Annotated in this window: 8 protein-coding genes and 1 pseudogene; 3 read left to right on the top strand and 6 right to left on the bottom strand. The window is 48.2% G+C overall.

What is annotated here, in order from left to right; translation table 11 throughout:
• The first annotated feature begins 2 nt into the window (after positions 1-2).
• The 3 genes from tssA to AAC147_RS10335 all read left to right on the top strand — a co-directional run bounded on the left by tssA (position 3) and on the right by AAC147_RS10335 (position 6,514).
• Complete coding sequence (gene tssA, locus AAC147_RS10345) at positions 3-1,478, top strand: type VI secretion system protein TssA (RefSeq protein ID WP_047680672.1); 1,476 nt, start codon at positions 3-5, stop codon at positions 1,476-1,478.
• Positions 1,475-5,092, top strand: coding sequence for a type VI secretion system membrane subunit TssM (gene tssM, locus AAC147_RS10340; RefSeq protein ID WP_047680669.1), 3,618 nt, complete (start codon positions 1,475-1,477; stop codon positions 5,090-5,092). The genes tssA and tssM overlap by 4 nt, the downstream gene beginning before the upstream one ends.
• 78 nt (positions 5,093-5,170) lie before the next feature.
• Complete coding sequence (locus AAC147_RS10335; protein WP_047680667.1) at positions 5,171-6,514, top strand: VasL domain-containing protein; 1,344 nt, start codon at positions 5,171-5,173, stop codon at positions 6,512-6,514.
• Positions 6,515-6,577: 63 nt separating this feature from the next.
• Here the strand turns inward: AAC147_RS10335 and AAC147_RS10330 are convergent.
• The 6 genes and pseudogenes from AAC147_RS10330 to dppC form a co-directional block, all read right to left on the bottom strand.
• Positions 6,578-6,847: pseudogene (locus tag AAC147_RS10330) on the bottom strand (SymE family type I addiction module toxin); the annotation flags it as partial.
• Positions 6,848-6,938: 91 nt separating this feature from the next.
• Positions 6,939-8,414 (bottom strand): insulinase family protein, encoded by a 1,476-nt coding sequence (locus AAC147_RS10325; RefSeq protein WP_047680662.1) that lies wholly within the window; start codon positions 8,412-8,414, stop codon positions 6,939-6,941.
• 102 nt (positions 8,415-8,516) lie between these two features.
• Complete coding sequence (locus AAC147_RS10320; protein ID WP_047680659.1) at positions 8,517-9,224, bottom strand: hypothetical protein; 708 nt, start codon at positions 9,222-9,224, stop codon at positions 8,517-8,519.
• A gap of 332 nt (positions 9,225-9,556) precedes the next feature.
• Positions 9,557-10,603, bottom strand: a complete 1,047-nt coding sequence (dppF, locus tag AAC147_RS10315; protein WP_047680656.1) for a dipeptide ABC transporter ATP-binding subunit DppF — start codon at positions 10,601-10,603, stop codon at positions 9,557-9,559.
• Positions 10,600-11,580, bottom strand: a complete 981-nt coding sequence (gene dppD, locus AAC147_RS10310; protein ID WP_047680653.1) for a dipeptide ABC transporter ATP-binding protein — start codon at positions 11,578-11,580, stop codon at positions 10,600-10,602. The genes dppF and dppD overlap by 4 nt, the downstream gene beginning before the upstream one ends.
• Before the next feature lie 9 nt (positions 11,581-11,589).
• On the bottom strand, positions 11,590-12,312 hold a 723-nt coding region (gene dppC, locus AAC147_RS10305), incomplete at its 5' end, for a dipeptide ABC transporter permease DppC (protein ID WP_047680650.1).

The raw sequence follows: 12,312 nt of genomic DNA, 5'->3' as shown, positions 1-12,312 counted from the left end.
ACATGGATATCAGAACACAATTCGACTGGTTCGGCTCCCTGCTGGCCCCACTGTCCGACGAACAAATTGGCAAAGCTCTGGATGACAATGAGCCCGCATGGGAATTTATTGATGGTGAAATGATTAAATTCGGCTCGCTATCGCATGGCTCGCTGGATATTGGAGAAATCCAGCGACAGGCTCTGCAACTTTTCAGCGAAACCAGCAAAGATTTTCGGTTGATGGTGCACTTGCTGCGAACGCTGCAACACGCAGGGCATCCTGCTGAATTGCTCTTGGCGATGGAGCTGCTGACTGAATACGTGAAAAACTACTGGGAAAAAGCATGGCCAAGCAAGCCGTTGTTAAAGCGCCGTCTTGCACAGCAGGTGATCAAACGATTTGATTCTGCTCAGACAGTCTTTACAGAGCAATCCAGCAAAAATCAACGGAATGATGCTCAAGGAGTATTAGCTCATCTTGCACAGTGCTGGCACGCCAGTGAACCTGATCTGGCAAAAGAAATTGATCAACTGCGTACCCGTTATAACCGTCAGCCAGAAACAGGCACAGCACCATTACAGCCTGTTTCTGCGGTATCAACGGCACCCAAAGCGGAGACTGGAGCACATTCATATCAGACAGGTTCACATCAGACAGATTCACATCCGGTAAATGAAATTGCACCGATGCCGGAAGTGGACGTCAATAGCTCCAGCGAAAAAGCGTGGAAGCAGACTCTGATGACGGTTTCTGATTTGCTTTGTGAACGATATCCAGAATCACCTATCGGTTATTGTCTGCGCCGACATGCCGTCTGGCATACCATCACGACGGCACCCATGGCGAATACCACGGGCAAAACACCGTTGGCACCAACTTCTGCTGATCGCACTGCTGATTATTTGTCAAGGTTGCCAACAGCGGATAACAAGCTGCTGACTCAGATTGAGCAGAGCCTGACGCTTGCACCTTACTGGCTGGATGGGCACGCCATTGCAGCTCAGGCAGCGTTACAACTGGGCTATAAAAATGTTGCACAGGCCATTCGTAACGAACTGAATGCGTTTTTAGAACGGTTACCCATATTAAAAACCTTAAATTTTTCCGATATGAGTCCGTTCATTTCTACAGAGACCCTGAATTGGCTGGCACCTGAACCGACTGCATCAACCGGAGGCGGTTCGATGTCCGCTGATCAGGAGGCTATCTGGCAATGTTTCCAGCAACAAGGGCTGGAAGCCGCCCTAAAGATGCTGGAAGAGCACCAGCAACAACTCACGGAACCCCGTGATCAATTCTATGGTCAGTTGCTCAATGCTCAACTTCTTGAAGAAGCCGGCATGACAGCACTGGCACAGCAACATTACCGGAATTTGTTACACACTGGACAACACATGTTATTGACTCAATGGGAACCCGGCTTGCTAACTTTACTGGCTGAAAAAATCCCTTCGCTTGATAAGGATACTGCTTCAAACAGGAGCGTTAACCCATGAAATGGCCCTCTTTGTCATCAATCTCTCAATTGAAATCGGTTTTGCCGGCGCTAGGGAAATTTAAATCCATGCCACGCCTTAAGGCAACAACAGCACTTATTCTGGCGCTTATTCCCTGTCTGCTTCTGATAGCGGTCTGGTGGTGGGGACCGGAATGGAAAATACGTGAAGATTACCCGCTGGAAAGCCTTGCTGCCCGTTGGTTGGCGACGGCCATTATCATTATGGCTGTGCTAGGTTGGATCGGCATGAAAGCATGGCGTCGCTTGCGTCAGCTTGAAAAACTGAACCTTGACGTTGAACTGAAAGTGGTTGATCCGGTACGTGTAGATATTGAATACCAAGACCGTTACCTTGATCACTGGAAATCTCAGTTACAGCGCCACCTGGATTCTTACAACTACCTGTATGAACGTCCGTGGTACATGGTGATCGGTAGCCAACAGAGCGGTAAAACCTCCCTGATTAAGGAAGGTTACAAACTGTCTGAAATTGCTGCACCAGAATATCTGCGTCAGGACGGGGAAATCCCTCTGTTGCTGCGTTGCTGGTTGGGGGAAAAAGCCGTCATCATTGACCCCAGAGGCCGTCTGATTGACCAGCCTATTCCGCTGAACAGTGACAAACCGCAGATCAACAGTCGCTTGTGGGAAGCCCTGCTGAACTGGTTATCGGAAAACCGCCAGCGTCAGCCGCTTAACGGGATTATTCTGACCGTAGATACCTTGCGTTTACTGACGGATAACCGCGAACAACGGGATCGTTACGTACGGGAAATCCACCAACGTTTGCAAGAAATCCGTCTGACTTTCCACAGTCAGTTGCCGCTCTATCTGGTAATGACCAAGATTGACCTGTTGCACGGCTTTGAGGCAATGTACCAGTCACTGGATCGCAAACAGCGTGATCAGATCCTCGGTGTGACTTTCAGTCTCAACAATCACCTTAGCAGCCGTGATGAAAAAGCATGGCGCAGTGAGCTGGAACAATTCTGGCAACAGTGGATGAACAACCTGAACGGTGCAATGCCGGACATGATGCTGAACAGTGTTGATGCCAACCAGCGCAGCGCATTGTTCAGTTTCACCCGTCAGATTCAGGGCCTGCACAGTTATATCGTGCAGATGCTGGAAGACATCCTGTACAACGACGAAAACCATCGTCCGAAGCTGCGCGGAGTTTACCTGACTTCCGCCCATCAGGTGGGACAGATGGACGATATATTTACTCAATCGGCCTCGGCGCAGTATCACCTCGGTACGCAGGCGTTTCCGACATGGCCGACGGGTGACACTTTGCCATACTTCACTCAATCCCTGTTTGAAGACGTATTGCTGGCAGAACCGAATCTGGCGGCAGAAAACCGTATCTGGCTGAGTCGCAATCGCCGCCAGTTGTACACCTTCTCCACGGTTAGTGCACTGGTCATACTGACAATGTGGGGGGGCTGGCATTACTTCTACCAGAAAAACTATCGGGCCGGGGAAGAGGTACTGGCAGAGGCGAAAAAATTCCTCTCTGTACCTGCTCCGAAAGGCGATGACAACTACGGTAGTCTCCAACTGCCATTGCTGAACCCGATCCGTGACGCAACACTGGCTTACGGCAACTATTATGAGAACAAATCTTTCCTGACGGATATGGGGTTGTATCAGGGCAGCCGTGTAGGGAAGAAAGTGGAAAACACGTATCTGAATCTGCTGGAGCAGCATTTCCTGCCATCCCTGATGCGTGTTCTGTTGGATGACCTGAATAAGGCACCGACAGGCAGTGAGGAAAAACTCGAAATTCTGCGTGTCATGCGCATGATGGAAGATGAGAGTAAACGTAATAAAGGGTTGGTGGCACAGTATATGCGTGAGCGCTGGAGTAAAGCGTTCTATGGCCAGCGTGATGTGCAGGATGCCCTGCTGACCCACCTGAATTACGCGTTGGATCTTTCTAAATGGAAAGAGAAACGTGATGCAGGCGATAGGGAGGCCATTGATAGCTTCGTTCCGTTTGCGAAACCAATCCGACAGGCTCAGCAGGAACTGAGTACGCTCTCCGTCAAACAACGGGTTTATCAGAACCTGCGTATCAAGGCTCAGGATACTCTGTCAGCGCCTATCAATCTGCGTGATCAGATTGGCCCAAGTTTTGACAGCGTGTTTGTCGCCAGTAACGAAAAACGGTTGGTGATACCTCAGTTCCTGACCCGTCATGGCCTTATGGATTACTTCGTCCAGCAGAGTGATAAGTTGGTAGAGCTGACCGAGATGGATAGTTGGGTGCTGAACTTATCGAAGAATAAAGAACAATACAAAGAGTCGGAGCCGTCACAGCGTAAGGACAATTACAGTAAAGCAGATCGAGAAAGGATCGAGAGTGAAATCACTGAACTGTATCTGGCAGATTACACCGCAACATGGCGGGCAGCAATGAACAACCTCGAAGTCCGTGATTTTGAGGATTTGCCACAGGCTATCAGTGCGATTGAACAGGTGATTAGTGGTGAACAGCCGATCAAACGGGCGTTACAAATCCTGAGCGATAACACCAATCCGCCGATGATCGACAGCTCATTGGGCAACACGGAAAGAAATGCGTTGTTGGAGAAGAAGGATTACAGCTTATTGACAGATATCAGCCGTGGTTTTGCACAGGAAACCGGTGTATTGATTGAGCATGGTGATAAGGGCAGTACATTGCAAAGCGTCTACCAGAAATTGATGGCATTGCATCGTTATCTGCTGGCTATCCAGAATTCACCAACTCCCGGTAAAGCGGCACTGCAAGCAGTTCAGATGCGTTTGGATAAGAACAACAGTGATGCGATTTTTGAAGTACAGCAAATGGCGAAAAATCTGCCTGAGCCATTGGATCGTTGGGTTGGGGAGCTAGCTAATCAGGCGTGGCGTGTGGTGATGATGGAGGCGGTACGCTCACTGGAAGTGGAATGGCAAAATACTGTCGTCAAACAGTACAACACCTATCTGGCTGGCCGTTACCCGTTCAATCCAGATGCTAAAGAAGAAGTACCGTTAAGCGAATTTGAGCGCTTCTTCCGGCCAGACGGCACACTGGATACTTTCTACAAGCAGAGCCTGAAACCGTTTGTGGCGAACAACCTCACTACGGGTACGGATGGTCGTGAATTGATCCGCCCTGACGTGTTGAAACAATTGGAGAATGCGAACCGCATTCGCACCACTTTCTTCTCACCACAAAACGGATTGGGAACCCAGTTTGCCATTGAGCCAGTGAATCTGACCGGCAACAAACGCCGAGCTCTGCTGAACCTTGATGGTCAGTTGGTGGATTATACCCACGGCCGCAGTAATGTTGCGCGTCTGATATGGCCGAACACCATGCGTGCGGGTACAGAAAGTAAGCTGACTCTGATGCCGGACAGAAGCAACCAGGCACCGCGTTCTGTCAGCTATGTGGGGCCGTGGGCGCAATTACGGTTGATTAACAGCGGCAAGCTGACCAACGTTCAACCGGGTTCCTTCGACGTACGCTTTAGCGTAGAGGGGGGTGAGGTGACCTACCGCATCTACGTGGATGAATCGGACAATCCGTTTGCCGGTGGGTTGTTCAGCCAGTTCAAACTGCCGGACACCCTCTATTGAGGTGAAAGTGTGGGTCAGTCTTGAAAGCAAAATTCCCCCTGCCTTCGGGCAGGGGTTTTTTAAGGAGAAAAAACAGACATGAGCGGGCACCCTGAAAATCTCATTATCCGGGCGGGTGGCAGTCCACTGAACTTGCCGGAATTCGCGGTTATCCGCGACGAAATCAATAAAACCAGTCATCCGTCACAACCGGAAGTGAACTGGATGCTGGTGGAATCGCTGTCACTGACCTTGTTCAAAACCAATGGCGTCGATTTACAGACGGCAATTTATTACACATTAGCCAGAATGCAGCTAAACGGACTGGCGGGATTCACCGAGGGCTGTGAATTGCTGGCGGGTGTTATCGTCAGTGAATGGGATGCTTTGTGGCCGCCGCAACCGCAGGTACGTACTGATTTGCTGGAATGGTTCCACAACCGTACCGGTAGCATACTGCGTCAACTGGACTTTGCCGCCAGTGACCTGCGGATGATTTATCGTGCCGAGCGTGCACTCCAGCTTATTGTTGACCGATTACAGCAATCCGATCTGAAACGCCTACCGAGGGTGGAGAACTTACTGTGGTTCTTCCAGAACGCGGCGAAAAAACTGGAAAAACCACGCCAGGCCGCGAAACCGGTACAACAACCGGTACAGATGCCACCACTGGTCTACTTGTCTAAATCCGAATCAGAGCCGGAAACATCACCATCTTCTCTACCGACGCATCCTGAAAGTATTCCGACGGATAACCAACAGAGGGTCAAAGTGCAGTTTCCTGAACAACCGCCGCGCGGCCTGACAGCATGGCAGGGCTTTGGGCTTGGGGCATTGTTGGGGATATTGGTACTGATAGGGTGCTGGTTGCTGCTCTACAAACCGTTACAACAGCAACTGAATGCCATTACAGAACAACCCGCAGGCTCACGGTTGGCGTGGCTTTACCAGCCGGCCTTAACAGACTACTCATTCCAACTTGATCGTTTGGCAGAGACATCTCCACTCGCCACATGGGAGGCTGCCCGGACAGTAACAACAACCGCTGAGAAACAGTGGCCCCAATCGGCAGAGCAGGTTAACGCCACCCGTCACTGGCAACAACAAATGACTGCCCGTATCGACAGCGTACCGTTGAAAGGCAGTTGGTACACCACTCGTGATCAACTCCAGCAACTGGCGGACAAAATTCTGTTGCAGGAACGCACCCGTGGCAGTTTTACCCTCTCTTATCTTAAGACTGCTATTTACGACATCCAGCGCAGCCACGGCAGCGAAGTACCGCTGGAAGAGCTGTTGCGCCAGTTGAGCACCCATGCGGAAAAAGGTGAAGCTGTTCCGCCTGTACTGATGAAAGGAATCGATGACCGTTTTAACGCTCTGCTCGGCCGTTATGACCGCCTGCGTCATGCGATTGAACAGCGTGACCGTGCTGCCAAATAAGTCGGTGGCGGATAAACCAGGGAGAATTTTTGGTGCCACCGGTTAGGCCAACTCGGCCAGCATTTATTTGAATATGATGATGCGGGCCGCATGACGGCCAAGCAGTTCCCGCATTCTCAGCTTGATCTCACTGAGCTGGTCTTGCTGACGCGGGTACTGTTGCCGGATAGCGCGGGTGTCATCACTGTCAGGGATGAGCACCAGACAGCCGTCCATAATTTTGACCGTGAGGGTACAGCCCTTATCAAACCCTGCCGCCTTAAGCCACTGGCCTTTAAGGTGTATTGCGGGCGGGGCTGTGGCCTTGTCATTCTGCGGCACGTATCCCACGGTATAATAACGTTCTGTTTTAGCAGCTTTATTTACCTCGCTATTATTGCAAGGATTGCCAAAAAACTGTCCAAATTAACTATCATTATAATGACTAACCTTCAGTTTTTTGGGCCTCAGCTACCCCAGTCTTCGGCTCTTCCGGCAGCGGTCCTGGTCTCATAATCTGATTAAAACTGTTCCTGAGCTGATTCACATCAACAGCCGCTTCACCTTTAGGTTGCACCAGAATAAATGCCGTTTCCTGAGATAACATCTCTTTCAGTTTTTTGTTCAAAACCTGTGGCGTAAGGGAAGACAAAAACATCTGCCGCAATCTGCGATATTGCTCAGGGGCAATATCTATCACATTATTTTGTTGGGAAAGCAGACGCTGGTTAATCAATATATCCGTGTCTGTACGCGCATATGCTGCAAAGAGGTGCTGAAGCTGAAGGCGTTTCTGATTATACAGTTCATCGAATTGTTTTTGTGGCAATCCGTTTTCACGTAATGACACCAGCGCGGAGGCCAGGTAAAGTGTGGATTCCGTCAATTTATCCGATGATGTGTCCAGATTCAGATAGCAATTCGCCCGCTGGTAAACGACCCGACAATCCAGATCTAATTTTGCGTCATTTTGCTTTTCTTTCAGCCACAATTGTAAGTAACGGTAAAAAGCTTCGCGGGCAAGTTCGTTTGACCAATGCTGAAGTAATGCCTGAGAGTTATTAATCGGTTGCCAGTTCAAATCCCAAACTAAAGAAAGCCGATCTTGTTTAGCTTTATCACTTTTCACTCCCAATACTTCTGCTTTTACTGGCAACAGACTGGGAACAACAACAGGTGTCTGACGTTTGCCTTCTAATGATGAAAATATCTGATTAAGCCGTTCTGGCAATACCCGACTATCAACGTTGCCGGCAACATATAATGTCATTGCATCCGGCGTATACCACTGCCGATAGAATTCTTCGACTTTTTTCACATCTACAGATGTTGATACATGCACTCCGGGATCATGACCAAGCAGGGTCGAACCTTGCAGGCGCATACGCCATGCCGGATCCTGGACATCTGCTGGCAAAGTCGATACCAGATGTTCAGACGTTTTCATAGCCTGAGCCAAAGTCTGTGGCGTAAATACTGCCCCTCCCGCAATATCGGATAACCAGATCAGCGCATCCTGTAATAATTCAGGGCGGTTATTGGGTAAGCTCAGGCTATAGAGAGTAAAATCATATGAAACTATGGCAGGGGGAAGGGGGTTTTTGCTATCTACTGCGTTGTACCACAGATTTTCTAATTTTTGTGAAGATAAATCTTTACTGGAAGATAAGACGATCTTGGGAATAAGGTAGGTGTAACCTTGCTGCTGATTTTTCTCTGCCAAAGAGCCCGTTTTCACCATTAAACGCAACTGTATTTTGTCATTGGGACGTTGTGGAGTTTGCAGGATTTGCCAACTGAACCCATTTTCCAGTTTGCCTTGTTGCCAGGCTGGATCAGGCTGTAAGGTTTCCGCCTGAGCAAAGTAAGTCGTAGCCAGAATGGTGCCACCAATAAGATATCCGATTTTCTTGCCTTGCATTCTTACTTACCCCTACCTATTTAGTTTTATCCTTGTTTGAACCAATAAAAGGCCTCTGGATATTATCACCGAAAATTAGACCTTTATTCACCTTATAAGGTTTCATTTTGATGGAGGTTTTTGCTTACTAACTTGACGATTATAACCTTTCATCAACAACCCCAATTCATCATCTTGGTGATTTTTGGGACAAGGCATAGGGGCAGGAACATGCTCTTCATTCAGTTCTCGTGCGATGTCACGCAACGGATGTATGACGATACGATTTACACACCAACTTATCGACACGGTAAGAATAAGTGCAAGCAATAAATAAGTGGTTAACATTAATGCCAGTGTGTTCAAAGCAAATCGGTACACACGGTTGGAATCAACCTGCAAGATAAGATGCCCCTGCGATGCTATGTCTTTTGATGAAATACCATAAACATGTAAAGGAATATTTAACTCAACCGGAATACCAAAAACCCGCTTTGCCAGTTCAGGTATAGGCCGATGAGTCGCGAAGTCCAAACTCATAATCCGGGAGTTATTCTGCGATATCAGTTCAGCTCGCCCTAAGATGCCCGACGTTTTTAACCCAATCAGTAGCGTTTTCGCTTTATTGAGATCAGATCTCAGCAAAGCATCTGTCAAAGGAGCCTGGATCTGAACTGCTGCATTATTGAGCTGGTTAATATAATCATCTTTTCGTTGCTGCAACAAATGCGATAATTGGATAGTAATGAAAATAGCAAGAGTGACCAAAGTGACTCCTGTCACTGCCGCCATTTGTTTAATGGTTAACGAACGTTTGACTCGCAATTTCATTTTATCCAAACCAATACTTGACCAAAGACTGGCTACCACACCTTAATAATGCGACTGAGTATACTTGATTTTTCTTGCTATCGTCTTGTCTTGATAAATGCAAGTGAGATAAATGACTGCAATATAGTATTTGCTTTTTGTGACGTTCATCCCTTTCATCTTCAAGTTACTGCTTTATTAACTATATTCATTCTCCCCGGTCACATAGGTTTTATGACTGTAACCTTATCCTATAACCTTCAGCTTCCGGGGAGTGACTCATTTAACGTTGTACAGTCACTTGAAGTCCATTCGATATGAATCAGATAACGTTATACTACGATCTGACACAATTATGCAGGTGGATTTGTATTTTGCTCAACGGCAAAGCAGGCAACAAGTCGCTCACCATATTGCTTTAGTTTAGGGTGGAATTGAGTGCATGGGCCAAATGCATGACGGCAACGGGCTGCAAAAGCACACCCCGGAGGTGGATTCATCGGGCTTGGCAATTCCCCTGTCAGTTTGATACGTTCACGCCGCAGTGCCGGATTCAATCGCGGCGTTGCAGACAACAATGCCTGCGTATAAGGATGACGTGGGTTATTGAAAATCGCTTCCTTCGCACCTTTTTCAACACAACGTCCCAAATACATAACCATGACTTCATCGGCAATATGTTCAACCACTGAGAGGTCATGGGAAATAAATACATATGACAGCCCCAATTCCTGCTGTAAGTCCATCATCAGGTTCAAAACCTGCGCCCGTACGGAAACGTCCAGAGCAGAAACTGGCTCATCCGCAATCACCACATCAGGATTTAACATCAACCCACGAGCAATCGCAATGCGCTGACGCTGGCCGCCAGAAAACATATGAGGATAACGCTGGTAATGTTCAGGCTTTAATCCCACCTTTTCCATCATTTCCAGAACTTTTCCCTTGCGTTCAGTCGGTGCCAGTGATGTATTGATAAGCAAAGGTTCTTCCAGAATCTGACCCACTTTTTTACGCGGATTCAAGGATGCGTAAGGATTCTGAAATACGATCTGGATTTTCTGGCGTCGGAGTTTTTCTGCTTTTTTATCTGGTGCTGCCTTATCTGGTAATAGTAAGTCTTGCCCCAAATAATAAAGTTCGCCTTCTGTTGGTTTTTCTATCATGGTCAGCAAACGCCCTAAGGTGGATTTCCCACAACCTGATTCTCCAACAACTGCCAGTGTCTTACCTTTCTCCAGTTCAAATGAGACACCATCCAGTGCCTTTACTATCCTCTCCGGTGAAAATATGCCTGTTTTAACCGAATAATATTTTTTCAGTTCAGTGGCTTTTAGCAAAGGAACCGTGTCTTTTTTCTGCCCGTTTTGTTGTTGAATAACTACTTCTTGAGCACTCATACTGTCGGCCTCCCCTCATCATCCAGTGGCATATGACATTTAACCTGACGTTCTCCAACAACTTTCAATTCCGGCTCTACTTGGCAGCAATGCTCATTGACATAAGGGCAGCGAGGATTGAGCAGACATCCTGTCGGACGGTCATATTTACCCGGCACAACGCCCGGCAACGAAGCCAGACGGGATTTATCTACCGCAAATTCTGGCAATGCCCGCAACAATGCCTGTGTATAAGGATGACGTGGTGCTCTGAATATTTCATCCGACTTACCAATTTCCACTATCTGCCCTGCATACATCACAATAATATGCTGAGCAGCTTCCGCAACCAGAGCCAAATCATGGGTGATCAAGACCAGTGCCATGTTTTCCTGCTGCTGTAACTCCAGTAACAATTCGACGATTTGTGCCTGAATAGTCACATCCAATGCTGTTGTCGGTTCATCAGCAATCAACAGCTTCGGACGACAAGCAATCGCCATCGCGATCATCACACGCTGGCTCATTCCACCTGATAATTGATGCGGATATACATCTAAGCGAGAGGCTGGATCAGGAATTCCTACCTGAGTCAGCAGATCAATGGCTCGTTGATAACGGGTTTTCCGGTTTCCTCCCTGATGGACTTTCAGCGCTTCCATGATCTGATATCCCACAGTGTAACAAGGGTTAAGGCTGGTCATTGGGTCCTGAAAAATCATCGAAATTTCTGCACCAACCAATTGGCGGCGCTCTTTTTCGGAAATTTTTGTCAGATCACAGCCATCAAACTCCAACTTCTTTGCCATGACTTTGCCCGGATAATCTATCAACCCCATAATCGCCAGTGAGCTGACAGATTTGCCCGAACCAGACTCCCCAACAATACCGACAACCTGGCCCTGCTCAACGCTGTAGCTGATACGGTCAACGGCGCGGAATGGTGTATCTTCATCACCGAAGTGCACCGATAATTGGTCTATATTTAACAATGCCATTTCATACCCCTACTGCTTGAGCTTAGGATCGAGCGCGTCACGCAACCCATCCCCCATCAGGTTAAATGCCAGTACCGTCAAAAGGATAGCTAACCCAGGGAAAGTCACGACCCACCACGCACTCTGGGCAAACTGCAAGACATCTGACAACATAGTTCCCCACTCTGGTGTTGGTGGCTGTGCCCCCATTCCCAGAAAACCCAGGGCAGCCATGTCGAGAATCGCATTCGAGAACCCTAATGAGGCCTGTACAATCAGGGGAGCAAGGCAGTTTGGCAAAATATTGATGAACATCTGACGCATTGCCCCCGCACCAGCAACCTGAGAAGCGGTCACATAGTCACGATTCACTTCAACTAATACTGCCGCCCTTGTCAGTCGAATATAATGAGGCAGTGCAACAAATGTCAGCGCCAGTGACGCATTGACAATCGATGGGCCGAAGATAGCCACCAATACCAATGCTAATAACAGGCTTGGCAAGGCCAGCATGATATCGACTATTCGCATAATGGCAGTATCAACAATTCCACCAAAATAGCCCGACAGCAATCCCAGAATAATCCCCATCACCAGCGACATTACAACAACCAAACAACCAACCAGTAAGGAGAGACGTGCTCCGTACATCAAGCGAGAAAGGATGTCGCGCCCAACATCGTCAGTACCGAGAATAAACTGCCAACTTCCCCCTTCCTGCCATACCGGCGGGTTCAACAGGGAATCACGGAA

This window comes from Xenorhabdus sp. NBAII XenSa04 (assembly GCF_963866145.1).
Lineage (GTDB): Bacteria > Pseudomonadota > Gammaproteobacteria > Enterobacterales > Enterobacteriaceae > Xenorhabdus > Xenorhabdus indica.
Note: the sequence above shows the minus strand (reverse complement) of the source record. Positions and strands in the feature narration are given on the sequence as shown.

What these genes read in the sequence shown, in the direction of transcription:
- AAC147_RS10335 (WP_047680667.1), top strand. Translation starts at nt 5,171, where the DNA reads ATGAGCGGGCACCCTGAAAATCTCATTATCCGGGCGGGTGGCAGTCCA.
- tssM (WP_047680669.1), top strand. Translation starts at nt 1,475, where the DNA reads ATGAAATGGCCCTCTTTGTCATCAATCTCTCAATTGAAATCGGTTTTG.
- dppD (WP_047680653.1), bottom strand. Translation starts at nt 11,580, where the DNA reads ATGGCATTGTTAAATATAGACCAATTATCGGTGCACTTCGGTGATGAA.
- AAC147_RS10325 (WP_047680662.1), bottom strand. Translation starts at nt 8,414, where the DNA reads ATGCAAGGCAAGAAAATCGGATATCTTATTGGTGGCACCATTCTGGCT.
- dppF (WP_047680656.1), bottom strand. Translation starts at nt 10,603, where the DNA reads ATGAGTGCTCAAGAAGTAGTTATTCAACAACAAAACGGGCAGAAAAAA.
- tssA (WP_047680672.1), top strand. Translation starts at nt 3, where the DNA reads ATGGATATCAGAACACAATTCGACTGGTTCGGCTCCCTGCTGGCCCCA.
- AAC147_RS10320 (WP_047680659.1), bottom strand. Translation starts at nt 9,224, where the DNA reads ATGAAATTGCGAGTCAAACGTTCGTTAACCATTAAACAAATGGCGGCA.